This is a genomic window from Microbacterium sp. K27 (genome assembly GCF_004794435.1).
GTDB lineage: Bacteria > Actinomycetota > Actinomycetes > Actinomycetales > Microbacteriaceae > Microbacterium > Microbacterium maritypicum_A.
Genome location: NZ_SSDK01000030.1, coordinates 109,466 through 136,159, shown reverse-complemented (window position 1 = coordinate 136,159; position 26,694 = coordinate 109,466). Strand labels below are relative to the sequence as shown.

Here is a 26,694-nt window from a genome sequence, read left to right as displayed (position 1 = left end):
TGCTCCGCGCCCGTCTTCTCGCCGCAGTCCACCATCCGACACCTCTCGAAGATCGTCACCGATGTCGGCCGCGGTACCGCGCGCCTCTGCAGTCGAGGATGTCAGAACATCCGCCGCGGCACGATCAGGCGAGCCGCGACGTCGCGACCCGACGGGCATACGCTGAGTCCATGCAGCCTCTCGTCGCCCCCGCTCCCGTGCTGGAGCCGGAAGAACTCGTCCGTACGGCGCGGCACGCGGTGCTCGCCGGCATCGGCGAGGAGGGACAGCGCCGCCTCAACGCCGCTCACGTCACGATCGTCGGCGCGGGCGGACTCGGATCCCCTGTGCTCCTCGCCCTGGCCGCCGCCGGGGTCGGATCGCTCACGGTGATCGACGACGACGTGGTGGAGCTCACCAATCTGCAGCGTCAGCTCGCGCACCGGGTGGAGGACATCGGGACGCGCAAGACCGCATCGGCCGCACGCGCCATCACCGCCCTCGCCCCGCACACCGTCGTGACCCCGGTCCCCGAGCGCCTGGATGCGTCCAATGCCGAGCGCCTGCTCACGGGCGCCCACGTGGTGGTCGACACGAGCGACACGTTCGCGACCCGTCGTGAGGTGGCCGCCGCCTGCGAAGCGCTCGGACTTCCCCTCGTGTGGGGAGCTGTGCAGGAGTGGCACGCGCAGGCCACGGTCTTCTGGTCGGACCCGCCCGCGGGAGAGCCGGTCGTGCTCGCCGACCTCTTCCCGGTCGGCACCGAGGGCGAACCCCCCAGCTGCGCCCAGGTCGGTGTGCTCGGCGCCCTGTGCGTGCAGGTCGGCGGGATGCTCGCCGGCGAGGTGATCAAACTCGTGACGGGCGCAGGCGAGCCGCTGCTCGGACGACTCGCGATGGTCGATGCGCTCACGTCCCGGCAGCACGAGATCGTGATCCGCCCGGCAACCGCCACGACCCCGGAGGCCACCGCGGGGGCCCGCGCATGACCGGCCGCCGCACGGTCGAGGAACAGCTCGCGCGCGTGCTCGATGCCGTCCACGTCATCGAGCACGAGACACGGCCGGTGGCGGCTGCCGCGGGGCGCACGCTCACCGCTGCCGCAGCCGCCGCCCACGACATCCCTCTGTTCGACAACTCCGCCATGGACGGCTTCGCGGTACGAGGTGCGGATGTCGCCGACGCGTCCGAGGAGAATCCGGTCACCCTGCGCGTGGTCGCCGACCTGCCCGCCGGAGTCGCCCTCGACCCTGCGCTCGGCGTCGGCGAAGCCGCACGCATCATGACCGGCTCGCCCACCCCCACCGATGCCGACGTGATCGTGCCCTTCGAGGACACGGCCGGCGGTCTCGCCGACTCCCTCGGCGAGGTGACGGTGCTGCACGCCCCGGCCAAGCCCGGAGTGTTCGTGCGCCGACGCGGAGCCGACCTGCGCGCCGGCGACGAAGTCGTGCACGCCGGCGAGCGCCTCGGACCCTTCCAGCTCGCCGCCGCAGTCGCGGCCGGCATCGTCGAGGTCTCGGTGACGCGGGCTCCGCGCGTGGCCGTGGTGTCGACGGGCAGCGAACTGCTCGCGCCGGGCGAAGCACCCACCCGCGGACGCATCCCCGACTCGAACGGTCCCCTGCTCGAACAGCTGGTCGCCGCAGCCGACGCCGAGGTGGTGCTGGTCGCGCGGGTTCCCGACGAGGCCGACGCCGTCCGAGCCGTGACCGCCGAGGCCGTCGCGCGCGGAGCCGATGTGATCGTGTTCACCGGCGGCGTGAGCGCGGGCGCCTACGAGCCGGTGCGCGGGGCCTTCGACGGCGGCGGACAGGTCGAATTCGCCGCGGTGGCCATGCAACCGGGCAAACCGCAGGCCTTCGGGGTGCTCGAGAACGGGTCTCTGGTATTCGGACTGCCGGGCAACCCCGTGAGCGTGGCGGTGTCGTTCGAGGTGTTCGTGCGCCCCGCCCTGCTCGCGATGCAGGGGCGCTCCGCGATCCACCGACCGCGCGCCACGTTCACCGCCGACGCATCGTGGACGCCGCCGCCGGGCCGACGCCAGTACCTTCCCGCCGTCGTCGACCTCGCGGCCCGCACCGTCCGCCCGGCCACCGCCGGCGGATCGGGATCGCACCTCGCGGGCGGACTCGCCCGTGCGCACGCGTTCGCGATCGTGCCGGCCGAGGTCGAGACCGTGGCCGTAGGCGACGTCATCGATGTCATGCTGGTCGGATGAGCTTTCCTCACCTGGACGCGGCGGGCCGCGCGCACATGGTCGACGTGACCGCGAAGCAGCCGACCGTGCGCACCGCGACGGCCCGAGGCTTCGTCCGCTGCAGCCCCGACGTGATCACCGCCCTCCGCGATGGCACCGTGCCGAAGGGCGACGTGCTCGCCGTGGCACGCATCGCGGGCATCCAGGCGGCCAAGTCCACCCCCGCGCTGCTGCCGCTGGCGCACGTGATCGGCGTGCATCGGGCGAGCGTCGACCTCGAGATCGTCGACGACGGCGTGCGCATCGAGGCGACGGTGGGCACCGCCGACCGTACCGGTGTCGAGATGGAGGCGCTGACGGCCGTGTCGGTCACCGCCCTCGCGATCGTCGACATGATCAAGGGCGTCGACCGCGCCGTCGTGATCGAAGACGTGCGGATCGTGGCGAAGTCGGGCGGCCGTTCCGGCGACTGGGTCCGTCCGGGCGAAGCAGACCCCGGAGACCCCCGATGACGCGGGTGCGCTACTTCGCCGCTGCTGCGGAGGCTGCGGGAACCGACGTCGAGGAGCGCGGGGAGCGGTCACTCGTCGCCCTGCGCGCGGCGGTCGTCGCCGAGCATCCGGCCCTCGTCGACATCCTGCCGCGCTGCGCGGTGCTCGTCGACGGGGTGCGCACCGACGGCGACCTCGTCCTCGACGACGCGGACCTCATCGATGTGCTCCCGCCCTTCGCGGGTGGATGACCACACGCCGCCTGCAGGAACGCTGGCCGCTTGCAGGACCGATGACCGGCGTTTCCTCCTGCACGCGGCAAGAGCTCATGCAGATGGCGCGTCAGGATCGACGGCTGGCCCCGCGGCTCAGCCGCCGATGCCCTTCCACGACGACGTCCCGTCGACCTCGAGCTGACGCTTCCAGACGGGGAGGTCGCTCTTGATCGCCTCGATGACCGCCCGGCACACCTCGAAAGCCTCGGCACGGTGTTCGGAGGCGACCGCGATCACCACGGCCGCATCGCCCACGTCGAGGCGTCCGATGCGATGGCTCACGGCCACCATGGCGGGGGCTTCCGCGCCGGCACCGGCCTGCTCGGCGATCCGCCGCAGCGTCGCCTCCGCATCGGGGTGAGCGCTGTACTCCAGCCCGACCACGGGTGTCTCGGCGTCGGGGTCGTTGTCGCGCACCCGCCCGACGAAGGTCGTCACGGCCCCCAGTCGAGGGTCTTCGACCGCGGCGAGGTGCGCGTCGAGATCGAGTCGCTCCTCCGATACCGCTGCGATCCGCACGTCGTTCATGAGTGGTCTCCGCCCTTCACCTGATCCAGGATGTGCCCGGCGACGCCGAGCACCACGGGGACGCCGGAGGCGACGGCCCGCGGCGAACCGGGAAGGTTCACGACGAGCGTGCCGTCAGGATCGACGATGCCGGCGAGCCCGCGTGACAGCACGGACAGCGGGGTGTCGGCGAGTCCGCTGCGACGCAGCTCCTCGGCGATCCCGGGGATCTCTCGGGTGATCACGCGCCGCGTCCCCTCGGGCGTCAGGTCACGAGGACCGACACCGGTTCCCCCGGTCGTCACCACCAGCCGGATGCCGCGGGCGACGGCCCGGCGCAGAGCGTCCGCCACCGAACCCGCGCCATCGGCGACGATCTCGGCGTCGGGACAGTGCCATCCGGCATCGCGGAGCAGGCCCACGGCGATCGGACCTCCGCGATCCTCGCGCTCTCCGGAGAATGATCGGTCCGAGACGGTGATCACGAGTGCGGGGAGCGGGCCCATGGCTCCCACACTAGGCCCGAGCGGCCGACCGCGCACGGCTCTCAGTTGACCCGGATGAGTGAACGCTGCCAGCCCGACGAACCGTTCGGTGCGATCGGCGCACGCTCCTGGATCTGCAGATCGCCGTTCTTGTTGATCGCACGCACGGCGACGTAGTGCGTGCCGGGCGTGGCATCCCACTCCATGAACCACTGCACCCAGGTGTCGTCGTTGATCGGGGTCGACAGCGTCGCCGGCATCCAGTCCCCGTCGTCGATGCTGACCTCCACGCGCTCGATACCGACCGACTGCGCCCAGGCGACTCCGGCGATCGGGATCTTCCCGGCGTCGACCGCCTCGCCGATCTTGGGGGTGTCGACGCGCGAGGCGAACTTGATCGGGGCCTCCGCGCTGTAGCCCCGGGGAGTCCAGTACGCCTCGTCCTGGGCGAAGGTGGTGACCTTGAGCTCGGTGAGCCACTTGGTCGCCGACACGTATCCGTAGAGGCCGGGCACGACCATCCGCACCGGGAATCCGTGTTCGAGGGGCAGGGGTTCACCGTTCATCCCGACGGCGAGGATCGCGTCGAGGTCGTCGTCCGTCAACGCCGAGAGCGGCGTGCTCGCGGTGTAGCCGTCGACGCTGCGTGAGAGCACCATGTCGGCACCGGACTTCACTCCCGCCTTCTTGAGCACGTCGCGCAACGGCACCCCCAGCCACTTCGCGTTGCCGACGAGCTCACCGCCGACCTCGTTGGAGACGCACGTGAGCGTGATCGCGTACTCGTCGAGGCCCATGTCGAGGATGTCCTGGAAGCTCATCTCCACACGCTGGTCGACCATCCCGTCGATCACCAGACGCCAGGTGTCCGGATCGATCGAGGGCACCGTGAGTGCGGTGTCGACGCGATAGAAGTCCTTGTTCGGGGTGAACAGCTTGCTGAGCCCGGGGATGTCGAGCTCGGCGCCCTGCGGCACGGTCACCGTGGTCTTCGGGGAGGGCAGCTTGAGCGCACCGCGGATCGCTTCGACCGACGACACCGCCATGCTCACGGTGCGGGCGGTGATGCCCACGACCAGTGCGGATGCCCCGGCGAGCGCGGCGAGGACGAAGAAGCGGCGGCGGTCGATTCCGGGGCGGACGGACTCTCCTTCGTCGTCGGCACGGACGATCTCGTCTCCAGCGGTCGACGTGTCGCTCTTCCGTTCGCTCTCGACGCCGACGACGGAATCCCTCCATCCGCGCAGGCGACGGCACAGGAGCACGAGGACCAACGACCCCACGACGGTTCCCAGGACCGGGGGCAGGAAGGCGAGCGGAGCGACGGCGGCCCGGGTCACGATCGCCGCGGTCGAGAGTGCGCCCGCGATCACGAGAGCGATCACGCCGAGCGGCGGCCGTACGAACTGCAGGATGCCGGCGATCGCCGAGGCGATGACCACAGCCAGTCCGAGGCCGGCGAGCAGGGCGATCTTGTCGTATTCGCCGAACGTGGCGATCGCGAACTCCTTGAAGGGCTGCGGCACGATGTCGATCACGAACCCGCCCACGGCGAGGATCGGACTGGCTGCGCGCGCGAAGAGCAGTGCGAACAGCTCGGCCGTGGCGAGGAAGACGCCCCCGCCGATCACGCCCGCGAGGGCGGCCCAGACGAGGAACCTCTTGCCACTGCGGCGCTGCACCATAGTCGTCTCCTGTCCGACGTCACGTCGACACCGTCGCCGGTGTGATCCCCCGTTGTTCGGAGCGGAACCACGATCGGATGGGACGATCCCGCGGCAGACGGGCTCGACGGTCAGAGGCGGCGCACGGTGACGGCCTCACGTCCTTGGAACTTCCTCAGTGTCCGCATGCATCGGGAGCACAGGATCTCGACCCGGCGCGGGTGGCCTTCGCCGCAGACGCAGTCGACCGTCACGCGCCACTTGGCCTTGCGTCCGCACGGCTGGTAGCCGTCGTCGTCGCCGTGATCGCACTCGCACCGCTGCCGGTCGCGATCGAGCCCGGCGAGGTCGTCGACGCGCGCGAATTCATCGACGTCGTGCTCGGCGTCCACGGACACGGCTTCCTGCGTTCTCACCACCCGCCGATGCTCCCAGCACCGCGGCTCCGTCGCAACACCGCCACGCAGGGAGCCGCCCGTCCGCAGCTTCTCCGGAGTTGTGGACGGGTGCTCGGCGCGTCTTCGGTCAGACCCCGACGACGCGCGGGCCGGTCGGGGCGTCCGGGACCGCCGGCGGGGCAGGAGGGGGCGGCGGGGCGAGCTGACGCTGCGGCACGCCGTGCGCCTCCCGGTGCAGGCGCTCCATGCGACTGTCGAGCTCGGCGGCGGCATCCGCGGCATCCGACAGGCTGTCGACGAGATGCGAGGGCACCTGGTTCGAGAACTTGTAGTAGATCTTGTGCTCCAGGCTGGCCCAGAAGTCCATCGCTATCGTGCGGAACTGCACCTCGACCGGTACCGACAGCGCACCGGTCGACAGGAAGACGGGCACCTCGATGATCGCGTGCAGGCTCTTGTAGCCGTTGGCCTTCGGCTGCGCGATGTAGTCCTTCACCGTGCGCACCGTGACGTCGTCCTGCGCGGTGAGCAGATCGAACAGGCGGTAGACGTCGGCGACGAAGCTGCAAGTCACGCGCACACCGGCGATGTCGGTGATCTCCGCGCGGATGCGGTCGAAGTCGGGTTCGTCGATGCCCTTGCGGGCGATCTTCTCGACGATGCTGTCCGGCGACTTCAGCCGGCTCTTCACATGCTCGATCGGGTTGTACGCGTGGTCGTGCGTGAACTCGTCGCGCAGGATCGAGATCTTCGTCTCGACCTCGCGCATCCCGAACTCGTACTCGCGCAGGAACCGCTGCAGCTCATCGCGCAGCTCGCGGGCCTGGTTGATCGTGTCCTCGGTGACGTGAACAGTCGTCATGCCATCGACGTTACGGGTTCGTGATCGGAAACCGCTGTGGATCCCCAATGTCCTCACGATTCGCGAACGGGTTGACGCGGCCTCCCCCGCCGCCTAGAACGGAGCACATGACGACCGCAGGCGAGGACTGGACCGGGGCCTACATCGAGGCATGGAGGTCGAACGATCCCGAGCGGATCGGAGCGCTCTTCACGCACGACGCCCGATATCTCACGAGCCCCGATTCGGAGCCGCGCGTGGGGCGCGAGGCGATCGTTTCCGGGTGGATCGACGACGGCGATGAACCGGGCTCCTGGACGTTCGAGTGGGAGGTCCTGCACGAGGTCGGCGGCTTCGTGGTCGTCCAGGGGCGCACGGAATACCCGGCCGAACGCGACTACCTCAACCTCTGGATCATCCGGCTCGCTCCCGACGGGCGGGCGACGGAGTTCACCGAGTGGTACATGCCGCGTCCCCACACGGAGAGCTGAGCCCGCGGCGTTCATCGGACCCTCAGTCGGTCATGCGTCGCGCGGAGGGGAAGCGGATGCGGGCGCGCTCGGCGCAGCGCCTGCGGCACCCGCCCGCGCGTCGACGAGGTGCTGTCCGGAGACGACGCCGGGAAGTCCGCGACCGTCACGTGTCGTGAACGGCAGCACGATCGCGGCGAGGAACAGCACTGCCGCCGCGAGGCCGAAGAACCCGCCGGGCAGCTGCAGCGCGCTGATCCCGCCGATGCCGCCCGCCCAGCGCAGGAGCCGCGCGAACGGTGCGGGCAGGCGCGATCCCGCGTATCGGAGCTGCACCGCGATGTCGCCCACCGAGCGCCCGCCGACCAGGATCAGCACCAGGAACAGTGCTGAGGGGACGACGGTGGCGGCGGCGGATGCGAGGGCGCCGTCGAGCACCGCGGCGCGGTCGTCCACGACGAACTCCAGCCACACCTGCACGGTCACCCCGGCTGCCACGCTCAGGAACCCGTAGGCGAGGAAGTCGCACAGCATCGCGAGCAGGCGGCGGCCGCGGCTGACCGGACGGGGACGATCGGCGTCCGGGCTCACCTTCACGCCGCGCAGCGATCGCGGGACGAGGATCGCCGCGATGCAGCCGATGACCGCGCCGAGGGTGTTCGTCATGAGGTCGCCCACGTCGAAGAAGCGATACGCGCACGGGTAGACGCCCCACACACCGGTCAGCTGCGTGGTCTCGACCAGCAGCGACAGGCCGAAGCCGGCGGCGAGCGCCGTGAGCACCCCACGACCGGCGAGCACTCGGACGAAGAAGCCGAGCGGCACGAACAGCAGCAGGTTGAACACCAGCTGGAGCAGGGCCGGCTGACGCAGCGGATTGCCCGGGGCCGCGAAAGCCTTCTGCACATCGCGCACGACCGACATCGGATCGGTGATCGCTCCGACGCAGCGGATCGTGTCGGGGTCGGGAAGCGGCAGCAGGGTGTAGGTCCAGACCGCCCAGAAATAGATCAGGGCCGACAGCCAGAGCAACGTGCGTCCGAGGCCGAGTCGCCCGCGTCGGCGATAGCTGACCGCCACGAAGGGCACGAACAGGAGGATGCCGAAAGCCACCCCCATCGCGATCGCGATGAATCCGAGCAGCACCTGATTTTCCACCGCGTGCCAGTGTAGCTTTGCGCGTAAGGATTCCGTGAGGACCGCGCATCCCACCGTAGGGATTCCGTGAGGATCGCGTGAGGATGCCATCAGGAGGCGTAGTGTCGCCGGACGTGTCAGACGAAAACAGGGAGGGCGCGGACTCACCGCCGCTCGCCAAGCGCATCCTCATCGGAGAACCGCTGACGAGCCAGCAGGTCGACGACCAGCTGCTCCCGAAGCGGATGGCTCTTCCCATCTTCGCGTCCGACGCGCTCAGCTCGGTGGCCTACGCCCCGCAGGAGCTGGTGATGATCCTGCTGATCGGCGGGCTCACCTTCCTGTCGTTCACGCCGCTCGTCGCGATCGCGGTCGTGGTGCTGCTGATCGTGGTCGTGCTCAGCTACCGCCAGCTCATCAAGGCCTATCCCTCGGGCGGTGGGGACTACGAGGTCGCGTCGAAGAACCTCGGCGAGATCCCCGGTGTGATCGTGGCCGCGGCGCTCCTGGTCGACTACGTGCTGACCGTGGCCGTGTCGGTCGCCTCCGGTGTCGACAACATCATCTCGGCCGTGCCGGGGCTCGACCCGTTCCGCGTCGAGCTCGCCGTCGGCTTCGTGATCCTCATCATCGTCGTGAACCTCCGCGGGGTGCGCGAGGCCTCCCTGGTCTTCGCGATCCCGACGTACGTGTTCATCGGCTCGGTCGGCATCATGATCGTGACCGGCCTGATCCGCACCTTCCTGGGCGACGCCCCTGTCGCCTCGAGCGCCGAGTTCTCGGTGCAGGCCGAGAGCCTCGGCCAGGCGGCCGTGATCCTGCTGATCCTGCGCGCGTTCTCGAGCGGATGCTCCGCCCTCACCGGTGTCGAGGCCGTGTCGAACGGCGTTCCCGCCTTCCGCGCCCCGAAGGTGCGCAACGCCCAGTCGACACTCGTGCTGATGGGGTCGATCGCCATCTGCCTGTTCGCCGGCCTCACCGCCCTCGCCCTGATCACCGGCGTGCACTACGCCGAGAACCCGTGCGACCTCGTCGGCTTCGACTGCACGAATCCGCAGCCCAGCCTGATGGCGCAGATCGCCGCAGCGACCTTCGGCGGCGGCAGCATCGCGTTCTTCATCGTGCAGGCCGCGACCGCGTGCGTGCTGCTGCTCGCCGCGAACACCGCCTTCAACGGCTTCCCTCTGCTGGGCGCTGTGCTCGCCCGCGACGGCTACGCGCCGAAGTCGCTCAACACCCGCGGTGACCGCCTCGTGTTCTCGAACGGCATGATCCTGCTCGGCATCGCGGCGATCGCGGTGCTGGTGATCTTCCAGGCGAAGCTGACCACGCTGATCCAGCTGTACATCATCGGCGTGTTCGTCTCGTTCTCGCTCGGACAGATCGGCATGGTGCGGCACTGGCGACGCGTGCTGCGCGGACCGGTCGAGGGCACGAAGGACTCGGGGATCGACGGCGCCTCGGCATCCGACCGCCGCTCGGCGAAGGTCGGACTCATCATCAACTCCACGGGCGCCGCGATGACCGTGCTCGTGCTGGTCATCGTGACGATCACCAAGTTCACGCACGGCGCATACCTGGTCTTCTTCGCGATCCCGATCCTCGCCTTCCTGATGCTGGGGGTGAAGCGGTACTACCGCGACGTCGAGCATGAGATCGCGATCGACGACACCACGAAGTTCGGTGCGACCGGCGACCTCGCCATCGTGCTCGTCAACCGACTGCAGAAGCCCGTCGTGAAGGCCATCGACTACGCGATCGCGGCCAAGCACGGCAAGACGCTGGCGGTGCACGTGGCCGTGGCCTCCGACGATGCGGCCCAGCTGCAGAAGGACTGGGCCGACCACCTGGTGCCGATCCCGCTCGTGATCGTCGAGTCGCCGTATCGCTCGTTCGCGCAGCCGGTGACTCAGTTCATCAAGCAGTACCGCGAGAAGCACGGCTCGTCCGTCGTGACGGTGTACCTGCCGCAGTACATCGTCGGCCACTGGTGGGAGTCGTTCCTGCACAACCGCCGCGCGCGCCGTCTCGCCAACCAGCTCATGCTCGTGCACGGGGTGTCGATCACGCTCGTGCCGTGGCTGCTCGACTCGTCGGAGCTCATCTACGGCCGCCGCTCCCGTCCGCTTCCCGGTCAGGAACGTGCCGGTCGTCCGGTCGTGGTGGCCGGCCGTCGCGCCCACCGCCCCGCCGGCCCGCCGCAGGACGGCGCCCCCGAAGCCTGAGATCGGCCTTCCGGTCGCAGTTGCTGCCGCCTCCTCGGCTCGCGGGCGACAGGAACTGCGACCGGAGCGGGCTGAGCGACCCCTCAGGACCCGTCGAGCACGGCGCCCAGGATGCCGGCGGCCTCCGCGAAGCGGGCGGTGTCGGCGTTCGCGTAGTTGAGGCGCACGTAGGAGCCGGAAGGCTCCGCCGGGAACCACTCGGAGCCCGGGGCGATGATCAGACCGCGCACCTCGCACTCACGGACCACCCGCGCGACATCCGTCCCCTCCGGCAGCCGCACCCACAGGTTCAGGCCGCCCACCGGAACGCTCTCGACGTGCGCGGAGGGGGCGTGCGCGGCGAGGCTCGAGACCAGCAGGTCGCGGCGCGCGCGCAAGTGCTCGCGGAAGCCGCGCAGGTGCGTGCGCCACGCGGGCTGGGTGACCACGTCGAGGGCCGCGGTCTGCAGCACCCCGCTCACGTACATCGACTCGGCCGCGCGATCCGCGAGGATGCGCTCCCGCGCGGGTCCGCGCGCGATCACGGCCGCGACGCGGAGGGCGGGCGAGGCGCTCTTCGTGAGCGAGCGCAGGTACACGACGTGTCCGTCGTCATCGGACGCGGCGACCGGGCGCGGGTCGGCGTCGATCCCCAGGTCGTGCGCCCAGTCGTCCTCGATCAGGAAGGCCCCGTGCCGACGGACGGTCTCGAGCACGGCCTCCCCCGTCGCGACCGGCCACTGCGCGCCGGTCGGGTTGGCGAAGGTCGGCTGCGCGTAGAACGCGCGGGCTCCGGTCTGCGCGAACGCCCGCTCGACGTCATCCGGATCGGGGCCGTGCGGCCCGGAGGGGATCGGCACCAGCACGACGCCGGCCTGCGCGGCCGCGAGCATCGCGCCCCAGTACGTCGGCGACTCGATCAGCAGCGGCTGGCCGACACCCACCACGGCACGGAAGATCGAGCTCAGCCCGCTCTGGCTGCCCGAGATGATCAGGGCATCGCGCGCCGATGCGGGGGTGACCCCCGCGGGGGCGGAGGATGCGAGTTCCGCCGCGAACCACGCCTGCAGATCGGGAAGGCCTGCGGCGGGCGAACGGGTCAGCGCCGCGTCCGACCGAGCGGCACGCACCAGGGCCTGTCGCACGAGCCGCTGCGGCAGCAGGTCGACCGCGGGGTAGCCCGAGTGCAGTCCGATCGCGTCGGGGGCGACGGTGCGCTGCGTCGATGACAGGCCGATGAGTCCCGCGGGCGCCGTGCCGAGGGCGGCCGTCTGCCAGCCGTAGTCGACCGAACGGGCGGCGGGCACGGCCCGCACGAACGTACCCGCGCCGGGCCTGGACTCGACCAGACCGAGTCGCACGAGCTGCTGCATCGCCTTCTGCACGGTGATCGGACTCGCGCCGTACTGCGCCATGAGCGCACGATTCGAGGGGACTCGCGCGCCCGGAGAAGCGGATGCGATCCACGCACGCACTCCGGCGACGATCCGGTCACTGCTATCCTTGCTCATGAAAGAACAGAGTAGCGTTATCGCTTCCACGCGGCCACTGCTATCGACGCGTGCCGGACTCTGGTGGGGGCTCCTCGGCGTCCTCGCCTTCTCGTTCACCCTCCCGTTCACACGCATCGCGATCGGCGGGCTCTCACCGCTGTTCATCGGCTCCGGGCGCGCGGTCGTCGCCGCCCTCCTCGCCGGTGCCGCACTCGCGATCACGCGTCAGCGCCCGCCCACGACGATCCAGTGGGGCCGTCTCGCGATCGTCGCGGGTGGAGTCGTGGCCGGCTTCCCGCTGCTCACATCTTTCGCGATGACCACGACCCCCGCGAGCCACGGCGCCGTCGTGATCGGCCTGCTTCCCGCGGCGACCGCGGTCGCCGTGGTGCTCCGCACCGGGGAACGCCCCGCCCCGTCCTTCTGGTTCTTCGCTGTCCTCGGTGCGGTCGCGGCGGTGGTCTTCGCGGCACTGCAGAACGGGGGCATCGGCTCCCTCACCGGCGCGGATCTGCTGCTGTTCGGGGCCGTGATCGCTGCGGCGGTCGGCTACGCGGAGGGCGGTCTGCTCGCGCGTGAACTCGGCTCCTGGCAGACCGTGTCGTGGGCGCTGATCGTCGCCGCCCCACTGATGACGGCACTCACCGTCGCGTCGGCGATCCAGCAGCCTCCGGCCGCGACGCCCGTGCAATGGCTCGCCTTCGCCTACCTCGCGGCGGTGAGCATGTTCCTCGGCTTCTTCGCCTGGTACCGCGGGCTCGCGATCGGTCCGATGGCGCAGGTCAGCCAGATCCAGCTCGTCCAGCCCGTGATGAGCATCTCCTGGGCGGCGCTCCTGCTGCACGAGCCCATCGGCTGGGCCACCGCCGTCGGGGGTCTCGCCGTGATCGCCTGCGCCGCCCTCGCGGTGCGCACCCGTCTGACCGACCGCCGAAGAGAGGAATCCTGATGCGCCACACGCCCCGCTACCTGATGACCGATCCCGACGAGGTCAAGCGCCTCATCCGCGGGAACCCCTGGGCGACGTTCGTCTCCCCGGCGAGCGGCGGCCTGGTCGCCTCGCACTATCCCGCGCTGCTGATGGAGGACGACGACATCGTGATCGCGAGCCACTTCGGGCGCCCGGACGAGCAGCTCCACGAACTCGGCCGGCATGAAGTGCTCGTGATCATCCAGGGACCGCATGACTACGTGTCACCGACACTGTACGCACCGGGCGATCTGGTCCCGACGTGGAACCACGTGACCGCGCACCTGTACGGCATCCCCGAGATCCTGAGCGAAGAGGAGAACTACGCCATGCTCTCGCGGCTGACCGACCACTTCGAGGATCATCAGCAGCACGGCCGGCACCTGTCGGAGGACGAGGAGGGCACCCGCCGCGCCGCGAAGGGCACGGTCGGACTGCGGATGCGCGTGACCCGCTTCGATGCGCGAGCCAAACTCAGCCAGAACAAGTCGCCCGAGGTGCGCGAGAACATCACCGCACGGTTCGCCGAGACGAACAGCGCGCTCGCGGAGGAGATGCGACGGGTCGGCGGGGAGACCCCGTGATCGACGTCGCCGGACGCGCCTAGGGTGGAGCGATGACCGACACGCGAACCCCCGAGCCGTGGCCCGCGCGGACGGCCCGGCTGCAGGTGCGCCCGTGCACGCCCGCCGACGTCGATGCGATGTGGGAGTGGCGTCGGCTCCCCGAGGTGAACCGGTGGCTCGGTGCCGCTCCCGACACGCGAGACGCGTTCCGTGAGCGGTATCTCGACCCCGAGCGGCTCGCCTCCCTGTACATCGTGGAGCTGTTGCCCGACGCCGAGGGCACCGGCCCGACCCCGATCGGCGACATCATGGTGCGGCGCGGCGACGGGTGGGCGCAGCTCGAGGTCGACGCCCGGGCGAAGGGCGTCGAGGCCGAGCTCGGCTGGGTTCTCGACCCCGCGCACACCGGGCACGGCTACGCGACAGAGGCGATCCGCGCGGTGATCGACGTGTGCTTCGGCGCACTGGGCCTGCGCCGGGTGCATGCGGGGTGCTTCGCCGACAACGAGCCGTCCTGGCGCCTCATGGAGCGGCTCGGGATGCGCCGAGAGGAGTTCAGCCGGAAGACGGCATTGCATCGCTCGGGCGAATGGCTCGACGGCATGAACTACGGCCTTCTCGCCGAGGAGTGGCCGACCGCACGCTGATCGAGGCCCCGTGACGGCTCACCGCTGGGGTGCGTCCTGCGCGGACGAGCGTCCTAGATGCTGGTCCAGCAGTAGAGGCGGTGGTCGGACGCCGCGGCGCGACGAGCGAGCGCGGCGAGGTCGCGCGCGAACGCGGCCAGCTGGGCCGGATCGGCCCCTTCGAGCACTTCGGTCTGCGACCACGGCTCCGCGACCTCTGCCAGACGGACGTCGTCGGCTGCGGCGAGAGCGGCGGTCAGCGCATCCGTCACGGTGATGACGATCCGGTCGTAGTCGTCGCTCATCGCGAGGTTGTGGCCGGCACGCGGGTCGTCGGTCACCTCGTCGTACGGCACGCCCGTCAGCAGCGCCTCCAGCGTGCCGAGCTGCACGACCGGGTCGATGCCGCCGAGCGTTCCGGCATCGAAGCCCGACTCCTCCGCGGTCGGTCCGCCCTCCACCTGGAGGACGGTGACGGCCCGCTCGTCGTTCGGCGCGGAGAAGTAGTCGTAGAGAACGCTCATGACCGACATCCTGTCAGGCCCGGCGCACTTCCTCTTCCGGCCCGCTCCCCCTTCCGGTCGCATTTCGTGCCGCCTCCGCGCCTCGGGGACGGCAGGAGGTGCGACCGGAACGGAGCACTAGCCCGAGACGAGCCAGAGCACGAGCACGGCGGCGAGCACGGTCGGCACCGCAGCCACCACACCCCACAGCATGAAACGGCTCCACCGGATCGTGACACCGAGCGCGACGATCCGGTGGTGCCACAGCAGGGTCGCGAGCGACGCCCACGGCGTGATGAGCGGACCGATGTTCACGCCGATCAGCAGCGCCATGAGTGCCACCGGGTCGCCGGCGGCCGGTTCGAGCACCAGGTACGCCGGGAGGTTGTTGATCGCATTGGCGCTCCCGGCCCCCAGCGCAGCCAGCCGGAACAGGTCGCCGGGAGCGTCGCCGTTCGCGGTCGGCGAGGTCAGGAAGTCGAGCAGGCCCTGCGCGTGCGCCGCCTCGACCAGCACGAACAGCGACGCGGCGAGCGCGAGCGCCTGCCACGGGACGAGCGAGAGCCGCAGCGCCCGGCGCCGCCGGACCGCGAACAGGCCGATCAGCGCGAGCGCGGCGACCGTGGCTGGGATCCAGACATCGTGGGTCAGGGCGAGCAGAGGCATCAGCACGAGCAGGATGCCGGTCGCGCTCCAGAACAGCGTCGGGTCGGCGGGCCGCCGTGCCACCGGGGTCTCGTACGCACCGAAGACCGTGCGCCGATGCAGGATCGTCAGGATCGCGACGGGCACGAGGATGCCGACGAGCGTCGGTGCCCAGCTGAGCGCGAAGAACGCCGCGGGGCCGTCGCCGATGGCGGGGGCGGCGAGCAGGTTGGTGAGGTTCGAGACCGGGAGGGCGAGGGATGCCGTGTTGGCGAGCCACACGGTCGCCAGGGCGAAGGGAAGGGGGGAGACGCCGATGCTCTGCGCGAGGACGACGACGACCGGCGTGACGATCACGGCGGTCGTGTCGAGGGACAGGAACACCGTGCTCACCACGGCGAGCGCGACCACCAGCGCCCACAGCACGAGCACCCGACCGCGTCCCCAGCGGGCGAGTCGTTGCGAGACGACGTCGAAGACCGCGGCGTCGCGGGCGAGCTCGGCGACGATCGTGATCGCGACGACGAACCCCAGCACGGGCGCGATCCGCTCGCCCAATGCCCCGGCGTCGGAGCGCGGCAGGAACCCGGTGACGATGCACACGAGGGCGACCACGACCAGCCCGGCGACGACCCACGTCCCGGCCCCGATCCGCATCCTTCCGATTCCCACCTCGTGAGCATATGGCCGACGCGGGCCGTTCCGGTCGCACTTGCTGCCGCCCGAGAGCATCGGAAGCGACAGCAAGTGCGACCGGAACGAGATCAGGCGGGAGCGGCGGGGACACGGATGCCGTGAGCAACCCGCATGCATCCGCGCGGAGGGCGTAGGGGAAGCGTGAGGATGGCGGCTGCCGGGGCCGTGCGGGAGTTGTATCGGATCCGTGCTCGACATCATCTACATCGCGCTGACTCTCGCGCTGTTCGCCCTCGTGTCCCTGGTGGCCAAGGGGGTGGAGCGGCTGTGATCGTCTTCGAGATCCTCGCCGCCGCCCTTGCGGTCGCCGCCGTCGTCTACCTCGTGGTCGCGCTCGTCGCGCCGGAGAGGTTCTGATGGACGCGACGATCTGGTTCGGCATCCTGCAGGTCACGGCCGTCGTGGTCGTGCTCGTGCTCCTCTACCGCCCCCTCGGCGACTACATCGCCCACGTCTTCACGTCGGCGCGCGACCTGCGGGTCGAGCGCGGCGTCTATCGGCTCATCGGCGTCGACTCGTCGTCGGAGCAGACCTGGCGCGCGTACGCCCGCAGCGTGCTGGCGTTCTCGGTGGTCGGCGTTCTGCTGGTCTACGGCCTGCAGCGACTGCAGGCGTTCCTGCCGCAGTCCCTCGGCCTCCCGGCGGTGCCGGAGGGGCTGTCCTTCAACACCGCCGCCTCGTTCGTGGCCAACACCAACTGGCAGTCGTACTCCCCCGAGCAGACCATGGGCTACACCGTGCAGCTCGCGGGTCTCACCGTGCAGAACTTCGTGTCGGCGGCGGTGGGCCTCACCATCGCGATCGCCCTCATCCGCGGTCTCGCCCGCCGCGGTTCGACCACGATCGGCAACTTCTGGGTCGACCTGATCCGCGGTCTCGGCCGCATCCTCCTCCCGATCGCCCTCATCGGCGCGGTGGCGCTGCTCGCGGGCGGCGTGATCCAGAACTTCGCGGGCTTCACCGACGTCACCACGGTGTCCGGCGGCACGCAGACCATCCCGGGAGGTCCGGTGGCCTCGCAGGAGGCGATCAAGCTCCTCGGCACCAACGGCGGCGGCTTCTTCAACGCCAACTCGGCGCACCCCTTCGAGAACCCGACCGGCTTCACGAACCTGCTGCAGGTGCTGCTGATCCTCGTGATCCCGTTCGCCCTCCCCCGCACGTTCGGTCGCATGGTCGGAGACCACCGCCAGGGCTACGCGATCGCCGCCGTCATGGGCACGATCTTCCTCGTCTCGACCTTCGCCCTCTCGGCGCTCGAGCTGGCCGGCCGCGGCACCGCTCCGGAACTCGCCGGGGCCGCGATGGAGGGCAAGGAGGTGCGCTTCGGCATCCTCGGCTCCACGCTGTTCGGCAGCGCGAGCACCCTCACCTCGACGGGCGCCGTCAACTCGATGCACGACTCGTACACGGCACTCGGCGGCATGATGCCCATGCTGAACATGATGCTCGGCGAGGTCGCCCCCGGTGGCGTCGGATCGGGCCTGTACGGCATGCTGGTGCTCGCGATCATCGCGGTGTTCGTCGGCGGGCTGCTCGTCGGCCGCACGCCGGAGTACCTGGGCAAGCGGATCGGTCCGCGGGAGATCAAGCTCGCGAGCCTGTACATCCTGGTGACGCCGACCCTCGTGCTGGCCGGCACCGCGCTGAGCTTCGCGATCCCCGGCATCCGCGCCGATGTCGAGTCGACCAGCATCCTGAACCCCGGCGTGCACGGCATGAGCGAGGTGCTCTACGCCTTCACCTCGGCGTCGAACAACAACGGCTCCGCCTTCGCCGGACTCACCGCGAACACCCCGTGGTTCAACACCGCGCTCGGCATCGCGATGCTGCTCGGCCGGTTCCTGCCGATCGTGCTCGTGCTCGCTCTGGCCGGCTCGTTCGCGGCGCAGCAGCGTGTGCCGGCGACCTCCGGCACCCTGCCCACGCACCGGCCGCAGTTCGTCGGCCTGCTCCTCGCCGTGACCGTCATCGTCACCGCGCTCACCTACTTCCCCGTGCTCGCACTGGGACCCCTCGCTGAAGGACTCGTCTGACCATGACCCTCATCACCACCCCCTCCGAACAGCAGGATGCTCCGGCATCCACACCCGCACAACCGCCGCGCTCCTTCGGCTGGTCGCAGCTCGTGCAGGCCCTTCCCGGGGCCCTGCGCAAGCTCAACCCGGCAGCGCTCGTGCGCAACCCCGTCATGCTGCTGGTCTGGGTCGGCGCCGCGTTCACCACCGTGCTCGCGATCGCCGAGCCGTTCCTGGGCGGCCCGGCCGACTCCGGCGGCACCGCGGTTCCCGCCCCCTTCACCTGGGGCATCGCGATCTGGCTCTGGCTCACCGTGCTGTTCGCCAACGTGGCGGAGTCGGTCGCCGAGGGCCGAGGAAAGGCGCAGGCCGCGAGCCTGCGCAAGACCCGCACCAGCACGATGGCCCGGCGTGTGGTCGGTTACGACAAGGCAGCGGATGCCGCCGCCGAGCACGCCGCGACCGCCCAGGTCTCGTCGGCCGAGCTGCAGCGCGACGACATCGTGATCGTGACAGCGGGCGAGCTGATCCCCGGCGACGGCGACATCGTCGCGGGCATCGCCACCGTCGACGAATCGGCCATCACGGGCGAGAGCGCGCCGGTGATCCGCGAGTCCGGCGGCGACCGCAGCGCCGTGACCGGTGGCACCCGCGTGCTGTCCGACCGCATCGTGGTGCGCATCACCTCGAAGCCGGGGGAGACCTTCGTCGACCGCATGATCGCGCTGGTCGAGGGGGCCAGCCGCCAGCGCACCCCCAACGAGATCGCGCTGAACATCCTGCTCGCGAGCCTGTCGATCATCTTCGTCGTCGTGGTGCTCGCCCTGAACCCGATCGCGTCGTACGCCGCCTCTCCCGTCAGCATCCCGGTGCTGATCGCGCTGCTCGTCTGCCTCATCCCGACCACCATCGGGGCGCTGCTCTCGGCGATCGGCATCGCCGGCATGGACCGCCTCGTGCAGCGCAACGTGCTCGCGATGTCGGGGCGCGCGGTCGAGGCGGCAGGAGATGTCACCACCCTGCTGCTCGACAAGACCGGCACCATCACCTACGGCAACCGCCGCGCCCACGAGGTGCTCGCCCTCCCGGGTGTCGACGGCGAGGAGTTGCTGCACGTCGCCGCACTGTCGTCGCTTGCAGACCCCACCCCCGAGGGCGCCTCGATCGTCGAACTCGCCGCCGCGAACGACATCCGGGTGACCGCACCGGAGGACGCGGTGGTCGTGCCGTTCACGGCGCAGACGCGCATGTCGGGCCTCGACCTCGCCGACGGCACGCAGATCCGCAAGGGCGCCGGCTCCGCGGTGCGGGCCTGGCTCGGGCTCGACGGCGACGACGTCGAGCTCACGACGCGCACGGATGCCGTGGCCGAGAGCGGCGGCACCCCGCTCGTGGTCGCCGTGAAGACGCCCGGTGCCGACGGTCGCGTCCTCGGCGTGGTGCACCTCAAGGACATCGTGAAGGACGGCCTCCGCGAGCGCTTCGAGGAACTGCGCGCGATGGGCATCCGCACGGTCATGATCACGGGCGACAACCCGCTCACGGCGAAGGCGATCGCCGCTGAGGCCGGGGTCGACGACTTCCTCGCCGAGGCGACGCCCGAGGACAAGCTCGAGCTCATCCGGCGCGAGCAGGAGGGCGGCCGTCTGGTCGCGATGACCGGCGACGGCACCAACGACGCCCCCGCGCTCGCCCAGGCGGACGTCGGCGTGGCGATGAACACCGGCACCTCGGCGGCGAAGGAGGCCGGCAACATGGTCGACCTCGACTCCGACCCGACCAAGCTGATCGACATCGTGCGCATCGGCAAGCAGCTGCTCATCACGCGCGGCGCGCTCACCACGTTCTCGCTCGCCAACGACATCGCGAAGTACTTCGCGATCATCCCGGCGATGTTCATGGGCGTCTTCCCCGGACTCGCGGCGCTCAACGTCATGCAGTTGCACTCGCCGGCATCGGCCGTCACCAGCGCGATCATCTTCAACGCGATCGTGATCGTGTTCCTGATCCCCCTGGCCCTGCGCGGAGTGAAGTACCGCCCGGCGAGCGCCTCGCAGATCCTGCAGCGCAACCTGCTGATCTATGGACTCGGCGGCGTGATCGCTCCGTTCATCGGCATCAAGATCATCGACCTCGTCGTCAGTCTCATCCCGGGCTTCTGACCCGGCTCGGAAAAGGAATCCAGACATGTCCTCCACACGCACCGCGGTCCGCACCACCGGTGTCGCCGTCCGCGCGATGCTCGTCCTCACCCTCGTGCTCGGTGTCGCCTACACACTCCTGGTCACCGGCATCGGGCAGCTCCTGCTCCCGTGGCAGGCCAATGGCTCCCCCCTTCCCGACGACAGGGGCAGCTCGCTGATCGGCCAGTCCTTCACCGATGACGACGGCGAGGCGCTCCCGGAGTACTTCCAGTCGCGGCCCTCCGCCGCGGGCGACGGCTACGACGGCGCAGGCTCCAGCGGAAGCAACCTCGGCCCGGAGAACACCGACCTGGTCGCAGCGATCGCGGAGCGCAAGGCCGCGATCGCGGAGCGCGAGGGGGTCGACCCGTCGCAGGTGCCGGCCGACGCGGTCACCGCCTCGGGTTCCGGGCTCGACCCGCACATCAGCGTGGCGTACGCACTGCTGCAGGTGCCGCGCGTCGCCGAGGCCCGCGGACTCTCCGCACAGGAGGTGCGCGACCTCGTGGAGTCTAGGATTCAAGGGCGGGATCTGGGATTCCTCGGCGCGGAGCGCATCAACGTCGCCGAGCTCAATCTCGCGCTCGATGAACGGGAGGGCGAATGACCGCAGCGCCACTTCGTCGATCTCACGGCCACTCCCGCCGGGGGCGGCTCCGGGTACTCCTCGGAGCCGCCCCCGGCGTCGGCAAGACCTACGAGATGCTCGCCGAGGGACGACGCATGCTCGACGAGGGCCATGACGTCGTGATCGCGATCGTCGAGACGCACGACCGCGCCGCGACGCAGGCGCAGACCGCCGGAATCCCCGAGGTGCCCCGCCGGGTCGACCTCCACCGCGGGATCGCCCTGACCGAACTCGACGTCGACGCCGTGCTCGAGCGGGCACCCGAGATCGCCCTCGTGGACGAGCTGGCGCACACCAACGTCCCCGGCTCGCGCAACGCCAAGCGCTGGCAGGACGTGGACGAGCTGCTGGATGCGGGCATCGACGTGGTGACCACCGTCAACGTGCAGCACATCGAGTCTTTGAACGCCGTGGTCGAGAAGATCACCGGCATCGCGCAGCAGGAGACGATCCCGGACGCCGTGGTCCGCGCCGCCGACGAGATCGAGGTCGTCGACCTCGCCCCGCAGACGCTCCGTGATCGGCTCTCGGCCGGACTCGTCTACCCGGCCGAGCGGATCGACGCCGCCCTGTCGAACTACTTCCGCCTCGGCAACCTCACCGCACTGCGCGAGCTGGCCCTGCTCTGGCTCGCCGACGAGGTCGACAGCGCGCTGCGCAGCTACCGGGCGGAGCAGGGCATCGAGGGCAACTGGCAGGCCAGGGAGCGCGTGGTCGTCGCCCTGACCGGCGGCCCCGAGGGCGAGACCCTGCTGCGCCGCGGCGCCAGAATCGCGGCCCGCTCCGCCGGCGGCGAACTGCTGGCGGTGCACATCACCGCGCAGGACGGCCTGCGCGACGAGACACCGGGAGCCCTCGCCGCGCAACGCACGCTCGTGGAGTCGCTCGGCGGCACCTACCACCAGGTCGTGGGCGACGACATCCCCGCCACCCTGGTCGAGTTCGCGCAGGGCGCGGACGCCACCCAGCTCGTGATCGGCGTCAGCCGGCGCAGTCGCCTCACCGCTGCGCTGACCGGTCCCGGCATCGGCTCTGAGGTCATCCGCCGCTCCGGCGACATCGACGTGCACATCGTCACGCACGCCGCAGCGGGTGGGCGGATGGTGCTGCCGCGCATCACCGGCGGAGCCCTGGGCTGGCGTCGACAGCTGCTCGGTTTCGGCGTCGCGCTCGTCTTCGGACCGATCCTGTCGTGGATCATGTTCACGTTCCGCAGCCCCGAGTCGATCACCGCCGAGGTGCTCGCGTACCAACTGCTCGTGGTCGTGGTCGCCCTCATCGGCGGCATCCGCCCTGCGGTGTTCGCGGCGGTGCTCTCGGGCGTCACGCTCGACTTCCTCTTCGTCGCTCCGCTGTTCACGATCACGATCGCGCATCCGCTGCACGTGCTCGCGCTCGCCCTCTACGTGCTCATCGCGATCCTGGTCAGCATCATCGTCGACCAGGCCGCGCGACGGGCCCGCACCGCGCAGCGCGCCGCCGCCGAGGCCGAGCTGCTCGCCGCAGTCGCCGGCAACGTGCTCCGCGGCGACAACGCCGTGCTGGCTCTGGTCAGCCGCACCCGAGAGGCGTTCGGGCTGAGCGGCGTGCGCCTGATCGCTCCCGACGGCGAGGTGCTCGCGAGCGACGGCGAACCCGTGGCCGACGGACGTGCCACGACCATCCCCGTCGGCGTCGTCCCCGGGGGCGGGCCCCGTGCGGTGCTGGAGCTGAACGGCGAGCCGCTCGCCGGACCCGAACGCCGCCTGCTGGATGCGATCGTCGCCCAGCTCTCCGCCGCGATCGAGCACACCGATCTGCGTGCCACCGCGAGCGAGGCGGAAGCACTCGCCGAGACCGACCAGGTGCGCAGTGCCCTGCTGTCGGCCGTCAGCCACGACCTGCGCCGCCCCCTCGCCTCGGCGGTCGCCGCCATCGGCGGTCTGCGCGGTGCGCACGGACTGTCGGCCTCCGATCGCGAAGAACTGCTCGCCACCGCCGACGAGAGTCTCGCGACGCTGTCGACGCTGGTCACCGACCTGCTCGACGTGAGCCGCGTGCAGGCCGGCGTGCTCGCCGTGTCGTCGTCGCGGATGGATGCGGCCGGCTGCGTGCTCGCCGCCGTCGATGAGCTGGGGCTCGGGCCGTCCGACGTCGAGCTCGCCCTCGACCCCGACCTGCCGCCGCTGCATGCCGACCCCGTGCTGCTGCTGCGCGTGCTGGTCAACGTGATCGCCAACGCCCATCGGCACTCCCCCGAAGACGCACGGGTCATCGTCTCCACGAGCGCCCTCGGCGGCCGCGCCGAGATCCGCATCATCGACCGGGGCGACGGCGTCTCCCCCGAGCGGCGCGACCGCATCTTCCAGCCGTTCCAGCGCTTCGGCGACACCGACAACACGACAGGGCTGGGACTCGGACTCGCCCTGTCGCGCGGGTTCACCGAGGGCATGGGCGGTACCCTGACACCCGAGGACACGCCTGGCGGAGGCCTCACCATGGTCATCTCCCTGCCGCTGGCCGCAGGACTTGCCGACACGGAGGGCACGGAGTGAAGCTGCTCATCGCCGACGACGATCCGCAGATGGTCCGCGCGCTGAGGATCACCCTCGCCGCGCACGGATACGAGGTGGTCGTGGCTCCCGACGGGGCCGCCGCCATCGCTGCGGCCGCCCAGACCCACCCCGACCTCATCATGCTCGACCTGGGGATGCCCCGACTCGACGGCATCGAGGTGATCCAGGCGCTGCGCGGATGGACCAACGTGCCGATCATCGTGGTGTCCGGTCGCACGGGTTCGGCCGACAAGGTCGAAGCGCTCGACGCCGGCGCCGACGACTTCGTGACCAAGCCCTTCCAGGTCGACGAGCTGCTGGCACGGCTGCGTGCGCTCTCGCGTCGCTCCATCCCGGCCAGCGGCGAGTCGACCGTGGCCTTCGGCGATGTGGTGGTCGACCTCTCGACGAAGACGGTGACACGGGGCGGAGCGCGCGTGCACCTGACCCCGACCGAGTGGCGGATGCTGGAGCACCTCTCCCGGCATCCGGGCGCCCTGGTCACGCGCCAGGACCTGCTGAAGGAGATCTGGGGCAGCGAGCAGGTCTCCGACTCCGGCTACCTGCGCCTGTACATGTCGCAGCTGCGCAAGAAGCTCGAGCAGGAACCCGGCGCTCCCGTGCACCTGCTCACCGAATCGGGGATGGGCTACCGCCTGGTGCTCTGAGCGTCGGCGTCCACGGCGCGCGACCGGCGCAGGACCGCCACGACCCCGGTGATGACGAGCAGCACCGCCACGGTGATCGCGGCGATTGCGGTCGGCGTGCTCTGCGGTTCTCCGGTGAGCCGTCCGACGGCGAGCCATGCCAGACCCCAGGCCGTCGCGAGGGCGGGGGCGATGCGTCCGGTGATCCAGGCGGCGGCGGCTCCGATCACGAGGACGACGACCAGCACGCCGATCGCCCAGGCATCGGCGGCCTGCGCCCAGCTCTGCGGTGCGATCTGCGTGAGCCAGGCGGCGGTGTTGGCGACGGTGGCGATCGTGACCCAGCCGAAGTGCAGGCCGTTCGCGCCGTCAGTGAGGATGCGATCGGCGAGGCTGCGGGCGGGGAAGCGACCGAGCAGCACGATCGCTCGAGCGAGCACGGCCAGCAGCGCCGCGATCACGACGACGGTGAGCCAGAGCGTCAGGAATCGTGCGGTCACCAGCCACAGCCCGTTCAGCACCATCGACGCGGCGATCCATCCGCCCACGGCCTGCTGACGCGGGTCCTGCCGCTGGGCGGGGAACGCCTGCCACACCGTGTACGCGAACAGGCCGAGGTATATCAGCGACCAGATCGAGAATGCGGGCCCCGCGGGCGCGAGGTACGAGCCCTGGGCGGAGAGGGCCCCGTCCTGCAGGTCATCGACGGACGCACCGCCGAATGCCCCCGCGCCGACAGCGGCCGCGATCACCATGAACGTCGCCGCCGCGATGATCAGCGACTGACGACCGATGCCCTCTGTGCGTGATTCCATGCTCCGCAGGCTACGAGACGCCCGCGCGCGACGCATCGCCCTTGACACCGGAACGGCATTTCGCTAACCAGGTTAGTCAAAACCCCCATCATGCCCGCCTCACGCGGAAGCTCGCGCAGAAGGATCAGGCGCGCGTGAAGGCCGCATCGATCAGGACTTCGGCGGCTCCCCTGGCCTGCGCGGCCACTGCCGGGTCGGCCGAGATCGCGGCCGTGCTCTGCGCCCCCTCGGCGAGGATGGACAGCTGCGCGGCGAGCGCGGGGGGCGCGCCCGTCTGGGCGACGAGACCCGCCATGTACTCCTGGAACGAGGCCTTGTGCGCCCGTACGATCTCGGCAACCTCGGGATTCGTGCCGCCGAGTTCACCGAACGCGTTGATGAATGCGCAGCCGCGGAAGTCGTCGGCGCAGAACCAGTTCTCGAGATAGCCGTAGACGGCGAGGAGACGTGCGCGCGGGTCGCCGCCCGCATCCGCCACGGCACCCGACAGGCCCGACTCCCACTCGGCGTGCTTGCGTGCGAGCACGGCCACGACGATGTCGGTCTTCGACGGGAACAGCGAGTAGAGGCGGCGCAGCGAGACCCCGGCCTCCTGACGCAGCTCGTCCATGCCGACGGCCGCGTACCCCTTGCGGTAGTACAGCTCCTCGGCGGTGGAGAGGATGCGCTCGCGAGCCTCGTCTTCGGTCATGTCCAGAAGTCTACTTGACACGAGAACGAACGTTCTCTAGATTGGTCGCATCGAGCGAGAACGCCCGTTCTCATCGGAACCGAAAGGATCAGGATCATGGGTTACATCACCGTCGGCACCGAGAACAGCACCCCGATCGAGCTCTATTACGAAGACCAGGGATCGGGTCAGCCCGTCGTCCTGATCCACGGCTATCCGCTCGACGGTCACAGCTGGGAGCGTCAGACCCGCGAGCTCCTCGCCCAGGGCTACCGCGTCATCACCTACGACCGCCGCGGCTTCGGCGGATCGTCGAAGGTGAACACCGGGTACGACTACGACACCTTCGCCGCCGACCTGAACACCGTGCTCGAGACCCTCGACCTGCGCGACGTCGTGCTGGTCGGCTTCTCGATGGGCACCGGAGAGCTCGCACGCTACGTCGCCCGCCACGGCCACGACCGCGTCGCCAAGCTCGCCTTCCTCGCCTCGCTCGAGCCCTTCCTCGTGCAACGCGACGACAACCCCGAGGGCGTGCCGCAGGAGGTGTTCGACGGCATCGAGGCTGCCGCCAAGGGCGATCGCTTCGCGTGGTTCACCGACTTCTACAAGAACTTCTACAACCTCGACGAGAACCTGGGCTCGCGCATCAGCGAGCAGGCAGTGACCGGCAGCTGGAACGTCGCGGTCGGCAGCGCCCCCGTGGCCGCCTACGCGGTCGTGCCAGCGTGGATCGAAGACTTCCGCACCGACGTCGAGGCCGTGCGCTCCGCCGGAAAGCCCACCCTGATCCTGCACGGGACGAAGGACAACATCCTGCCGATCGATGCCACCGCCCGTCGATTCCACCAGGCAGTGCCCGACGCCGACTACGTCGAGGTCGAGGGCGCTCCGCACGGCCTGCTGTGGACCCACGCCGACGAGGTCAACGCCGCGCTGAAGGAGTTCCTCGCCAAGTAGTCCCCGTTGCCGCACGCCGCACGGCGGCTGCGGCGGGCCGAAACAGAGACGACCCGGCATCCGGGCGGCGCGTCGAGACATGACACGCC

The 26,694-nt window shown here is 70.3% G+C and carries 27 protein-coding genes; 16 read left to right on the top strand and 11 right to left on the bottom strand.

Annotated elements, in window-relative coordinates:
- Positions 1–170 precede the first annotated feature (170 nt).
- From DW307_RS03465 to DW307_RS03450, 4 genes are read left to right on the top strand one after another with little or no spacing between them, the layout of a single operon-like run.
- Positions 171–968, top strand: a complete 798-nt coding sequence (locus DW307_RS03465) for a HesA/MoeB/ThiF family protein (RefSeq protein WP_029260051.1) — start codon at positions 171–173, stop codon at positions 966–968.
- On the top strand, positions 965–2,200 hold the full coding sequence (locus tag DW307_RS03460; protein ID WP_136023945.1) for a molybdopterin molybdotransferase MoeA: 1,236 nt from the start codon (positions 965–967) through the stop codon (positions 2,198–2,200). Before DW307_RS03465 ends, DW307_RS03460 begins: the two co-directional genes overlap by 4 nt.
- Entirely contained in the window at positions 2,197–2,691 is a 495-nt protein-coding gene (moaC, locus tag DW307_RS03455; RefSeq protein ID WP_136023944.1) for a cyclic pyranopterin monophosphate synthase MoaC, read from the top strand. Before DW307_RS03460 ends, moaC begins: the two co-directional genes overlap by 4 nt.
- On the top strand, positions 2,688–2,921 hold the full coding sequence (locus DW307_RS03450) for a MoaD/ThiS family protein (RefSeq protein WP_029260054.1): 234 nt from the start codon (positions 2,688–2,690) through the stop codon (positions 2,919–2,921). The genes moaC and DW307_RS03450 overlap by 4 nt, the downstream gene beginning before the upstream one ends.
- A 117-nt stretch (positions 2,922–3,038) precedes the next feature.
- On the opposite strand, the gene DW307_RS03445 is transcribed toward DW307_RS03450, so the two are convergent.
- The 5 genes from DW307_RS03445 to DW307_RS03425 all read right to left on the bottom strand — a co-directional run bounded on the left by DW307_RS03445 (position 3,039) and on the right by DW307_RS03425 (position 6,861).
- Positions 3,039–3,473, bottom strand: a complete 435-nt coding sequence (locus DW307_RS03445) for a molybdenum cofactor biosynthesis protein MoaE (protein ID WP_136023943.1) — start codon at positions 3,471–3,473, stop codon at positions 3,039–3,041.
- Entirely contained in the window at positions 3,470–3,958 is a 489-nt protein-coding gene (locus tag DW307_RS03440; protein WP_029260056.1) for a MogA/MoaB family molybdenum cofactor biosynthesis protein, read from the bottom strand. The genes DW307_RS03445 and DW307_RS03440 overlap by 4 nt, the downstream gene beginning before the upstream one ends.
- A gap of 41 nt (positions 3,959–3,999) precedes the next feature.
- Positions 4,000–5,622 carry a molybdopterin-dependent oxidoreductase gene (locus tag DW307_RS03435; protein ID WP_136023942.1) on the bottom strand — a complete coding sequence of 541 codons (1,623 nt, stop codon included), beginning with the start codon at positions 5,620–5,622 and terminating at the stop codon, positions 4,000–4,002.
- Positions 5,623–5,732: 110 nt separating this feature from the next.
- Positions 5,733–6,020, bottom strand: a complete 288-nt coding sequence (locus DW307_RS03430; protein WP_136023941.1) for a hypothetical protein — start codon at positions 6,018–6,020, stop codon at positions 5,733–5,735.
- A gap of 106 nt (positions 6,021–6,126) precedes the next feature.
- On the bottom strand, positions 6,127–6,861 hold the full coding sequence (locus tag DW307_RS03425) for a GTP pyrophosphokinase (RefSeq protein WP_029265100.1): 735 nt from the start codon (positions 6,859–6,861) through the stop codon (positions 6,127–6,129).
- Between the two features lie 107 nt (positions 6,862–6,968).
- Here DW307_RS03425 and DW307_RS03420 point away from each other — a divergent pair, with 107 nt between their 5' ends.
- Complete coding sequence (locus DW307_RS03420; RefSeq protein ID WP_029260060.1) at positions 6,969–7,331, top strand: nuclear transport factor 2 family protein; 363 nt, start codon at positions 6,969–6,971, stop codon at positions 7,329–7,331.
- A gap of 30 nt (positions 7,332–7,361) precedes the next feature.
- On the opposite strand, the gene DW307_RS03415 is transcribed toward DW307_RS03420, so the two are convergent.
- Complete coding sequence (locus DW307_RS03415; protein WP_136023940.1) at positions 7,362–8,468, bottom strand: VanZ family protein; 1,107 nt, start codon at positions 8,466–8,468, stop codon at positions 7,362–7,364.
- 83 nt (positions 8,469–8,551) lie between these two features.
- Here DW307_RS03415 and DW307_RS03410 point away from each other — a divergent pair, with 83 nt between their 5' ends.
- Complete coding sequence (locus DW307_RS03410) at positions 8,552–10,672, top strand: APC family permease (RefSeq protein WP_029260062.1); 2,121 nt, start codon at positions 8,552–8,554, stop codon at positions 10,670–10,672.
- An 83-nt stretch (positions 10,673–10,755) separates the two neighbouring features.
- On the opposite strand, the gene DW307_RS03405 is transcribed toward DW307_RS03410, so the two are convergent.
- Entirely contained in the window at positions 10,756–12,162 is a 1,407-nt protein-coding gene (locus tag DW307_RS03405; RefSeq protein WP_029260063.1) for an aminotransferase-like domain-containing protein, read from the bottom strand.
- On the opposite strand from DW307_RS03405, the gene DW307_RS03400 reads away from it, so the two are divergent.
- Genes DW307_RS03400 through DW307_RS03390 form a run of 3 tightly spaced genes read left to right on the top strand, consistent with a single transcriptional unit; the run spans position 12,161 to position 14,327 of the window.
- Positions 12,161–13,093 carry a DMT family transporter gene (locus DW307_RS03400; protein WP_136023939.1) on the top strand — a complete coding sequence of 311 codons (933 nt, stop codon included), beginning with the start codon at positions 12,161–12,163 and terminating at the stop codon, positions 13,091–13,093. The two genes, DW307_RS03405 and DW307_RS03400, sit on opposite strands and share 2 nt — an antisense overlap.
- Positions 13,093–13,698 carry an FMN-binding negative transcriptional regulator gene (locus tag DW307_RS03395; protein ID WP_136023938.1) on the top strand — a complete coding sequence of 202 codons (606 nt, stop codon included), beginning with the start codon at positions 13,093–13,095 and terminating at the stop codon, positions 13,696–13,698. The genes DW307_RS03400 and DW307_RS03395 overlap by 1 nt, the downstream gene beginning before the upstream one ends.
- Positions 13,699–13,730: 32 nt before the next feature.
- Positions 13,731–14,327, top strand: coding sequence for a GNAT family N-acetyltransferase (locus DW307_RS03390; protein ID WP_136023937.1), 597 nt, complete (start codon positions 13,731–13,733; stop codon positions 14,325–14,327).
- A gap of 53 nt (positions 14,328–14,380) precedes the next feature.
- Here the strand turns inward: DW307_RS03390 and DW307_RS03385 are convergent, their stop codons facing one another.
- Together DW307_RS03385 and DW307_RS03380 are read right to left on the bottom strand one after the other, a co-directional pair.
- Entirely contained in the window at positions 14,381–14,830 is a 450-nt protein-coding gene (locus DW307_RS03385) for a hypothetical protein (protein ID WP_136023936.1), read from the bottom strand.
- A 117-nt stretch (positions 14,831–14,947) separates the two neighbouring features.
- Positions 14,948–16,111: an SLC13 family permease gene (locus DW307_RS03380; RefSeq protein WP_029260068.1), complete on the bottom strand. Its 1,164-nt coding sequence runs from the start codon at positions 16,109–16,111 to the stop codon at positions 14,948–14,950.
- Positions 16,112–16,417: 306 nt separating this feature from the next.
- Between DW307_RS03380 and DW307_RS03375 the strand changes: the two genes are divergently transcribed.
- From DW307_RS03375 to DW307_RS03350, 6 genes are read left to right on the top strand one after another with little or no spacing between them, the layout of a single operon-like run.
- A complete protein-coding gene (locus DW307_RS03375; RefSeq protein WP_017201862.1) occupies positions 16,418–16,507 on the top strand; it encodes a potassium-transporting ATPase subunit F in 90 nt (29 codons plus the stop codon).
- Positions 16,507–18,186, top strand: coding sequence for a potassium-transporting ATPase subunit KdpA (gene kdpA, locus DW307_RS03370; RefSeq protein WP_029260069.1), 1,680 nt, complete (start codon positions 16,507–16,509; stop codon positions 18,184–18,186). The genes DW307_RS03375 and kdpA overlap by 1 nt, the downstream gene beginning before the upstream one ends.
- Before the next feature lie 2 nt (positions 18,187–18,188).
- On the top strand, positions 18,189–20,330 hold the full coding sequence (gene kdpB / locus DW307_RS03365; RefSeq protein ID WP_029265111.1) for a potassium-transporting ATPase subunit KdpB: 2,142 nt from the start codon (positions 18,189–18,191) through the stop codon (positions 20,328–20,330).
- A gap of 25 nt (positions 20,331–20,355) precedes the next feature.
- Entirely contained in the window at positions 20,356–20,958 is a 603-nt protein-coding gene (kdpC, locus tag DW307_RS03360) for a potassium-transporting ATPase subunit KdpC (protein ID WP_029260071.1), read from the top strand.
- Positions 20,955–23,513 carry an ATP-binding protein gene (locus DW307_RS03355; RefSeq protein ID WP_029265113.1) on the top strand — a complete coding sequence of 853 codons (2,559 nt, stop codon included), beginning with the start codon at positions 20,955–20,957 and terminating at the stop codon, positions 23,511–23,513. The genes kdpC and DW307_RS03355 overlap by 4 nt, the downstream gene beginning before the upstream one ends.
- Positions 23,510–24,181 carry a response regulator gene (locus DW307_RS03350; RefSeq protein WP_029260073.1) on the top strand — a complete coding sequence of 224 codons (672 nt, stop codon included), beginning with the start codon at positions 23,510–23,512 and terminating at the stop codon, positions 24,179–24,181. Before DW307_RS03355 ends, DW307_RS03350 begins: the two co-directional genes overlap by 4 nt.
- Here the strand turns inward: DW307_RS03350 and DW307_RS03345 are convergent.
- On the bottom strand, positions 24,163–24,975 hold the full coding sequence (locus DW307_RS03345) for a tryptophan-rich sensory protein (protein WP_136023935.1): 813 nt from the start codon (positions 24,973–24,975) through the stop codon (positions 24,163–24,165). The genes DW307_RS03350 and DW307_RS03345 overlap by 19 nt on opposite strands.
- A 124-nt stretch (positions 24,976–25,099) precedes the next feature.
- Positions 25,100–25,666: a TetR/AcrR family transcriptional regulator gene (locus DW307_RS03340; RefSeq protein ID WP_136023934.1), complete on the bottom strand. Its 567-nt coding sequence runs from the start codon at positions 25,664–25,666 to the stop codon at positions 25,100–25,102.
- A 96-nt stretch (positions 25,667–25,762) separates the two neighbouring features.
- Here DW307_RS03340 and DW307_RS03335 point away from each other — a divergent pair, with 96 nt between their 5' ends.
- A complete protein-coding gene (locus DW307_RS03335) occupies positions 25,763–26,605 on the top strand; it encodes an alpha/beta fold hydrolase (RefSeq protein ID WP_029260076.1) in 843 nt (280 codons plus the stop codon).
- The last annotated feature ends 89 nt before the right edge of the window (positions 26,606–26,694 follow it).

Excerpts from the sequence above, each read along its gene's own strand:
- DW307_RS03400 (WP_136023939.1), top strand. The coding sequence starts at position 12,161 with ATGAAAGAACAGAGTAGCGTTATCGCTTCCACGCGGCCACTGCTATCG.
- moaC (WP_136023944.1), top strand. The coding sequence starts at position 2,197 with ATGAGCTTTCCTCACCTGGACGCGGCGGGCCGCGCGCACATGGTCGAC.
- DW307_RS03340 (WP_136023934.1), bottom strand. The coding sequence starts at position 25,666 with ATGACCGAAGACGAGGCTCGCGAGCGCATCCTCTCCACCGCCGAGGAG.
- DW307_RS03465 (WP_029260051.1), top strand. The coding sequence starts at position 171 with ATGCAGCCTCTCGTCGCCCCCGCTCCCGTGCTGGAGCCGGAAGAACTC.
- DW307_RS03420 (WP_029260060.1), top strand. The coding sequence starts at position 6,969 with ATGACGACCGCAGGCGAGGACTGGACCGGGGCCTACATCGAGGCATGG.
- DW307_RS03440 (WP_029260056.1), bottom strand. The coding sequence starts at position 3,958 with ATGGGCCCGCTCCCCGCACTCGTGATCACCGTCTCGGACCGATCATTC.
- kdpB (WP_029265111.1), top strand. The coding sequence starts at position 18,189 with ATGACCCTCATCACCACCCCCTCCGAACAGCAGGATGCTCCGGCATCC.
- DW307_RS03385 (WP_136023936.1), bottom strand. The coding sequence starts at position 14,830 with ATGAGCGTTCTCTACGACTACTTCTCCGCGCCGAACGACGAGCGGGCC.
- kdpA (WP_029260069.1), top strand. The coding sequence starts at position 16,507 with ATGGACGCGACGATCTGGTTCGGCATCCTGCAGGTCACGGCCGTCGTG.
- DW307_RS03410 (WP_029260062.1), top strand. The coding sequence starts at position 8,552 with ATGCCATCAGGAGGCGTAGTGTCGCCGGACGTGTCAGACGAAAACAGG.
- DW307_RS03405 (WP_029260063.1), bottom strand. The coding sequence starts at position 12,162 with ATGAGCAAGGATAGCAGTGACCGGATCGTCGCCGGAGTGCGTGCGTGG.
- kdpC (WP_029260071.1), top strand. The coding sequence starts at position 20,356 with ATGTCCTCCACACGCACCGCGGTCCGCACCACCGGTGTCGCCGTCCGC.
- DW307_RS03425 (WP_029265100.1), bottom strand. The coding sequence starts at position 6,861 with ATGACGACTGTTCACGTCACCGAGGACACGATCAACCAGGCCCGCGAG.
- DW307_RS03445 (WP_136023943.1), bottom strand. The coding sequence starts at position 3,473 with ATGAACGACGTGCGGATCGCAGCGGTATCGGAGGAGCGACTCGATCTC.
- DW307_RS03355 (WP_029265113.1), top strand. The coding sequence starts at position 20,955 with ATGACCGCAGCGCCACTTCGTCGATCTCACGGCCACTCCCGCCGGGGG.
- DW307_RS03450 (WP_029260054.1), top strand. The coding sequence starts at position 2,688 with ATGACGCGGGTGCGCTACTTCGCCGCTGCTGCGGAGGCTGCGGGAACC.
- DW307_RS03335 (WP_029260076.1), top strand. The coding sequence starts at position 25,763 with ATGGGTTACATCACCGTCGGCACCGAGAACAGCACCCCGATCGAGCTC.
- DW307_RS03435 (WP_136023942.1), bottom strand. The coding sequence starts at position 5,622 with ATGGTGCAGCGCCGCAGTGGCAAGAGGTTCCTCGTCTGGGCCGCCCTC.
- DW307_RS03380 (WP_029260068.1), bottom strand. The coding sequence starts at position 16,111 with ATGCGGATCGGGGCCGGGACGTGGGTCGTCGCCGGGCTGGTCGTGGTC.
- DW307_RS03345 (WP_136023935.1), bottom strand. The coding sequence starts at position 24,975 with ATGGAATCACGCACAGAGGGCATCGGTCGTCAGTCGCTGATCATCGCG.
- DW307_RS03390 (WP_136023937.1), top strand. The coding sequence starts at position 13,731 with ATGACCGACACGCGAACCCCCGAGCCGTGGCCCGCGCGGACGGCCCGG.
- DW307_RS03395 (WP_136023938.1), top strand. The coding sequence starts at position 13,093 with ATGCGCCACACGCCCCGCTACCTGATGACCGATCCCGACGAGGTCAAG.
- DW307_RS03460 (WP_136023945.1), top strand. The coding sequence starts at position 965 with ATGACCGGCCGCCGCACGGTCGAGGAACAGCTCGCGCGCGTGCTCGAT.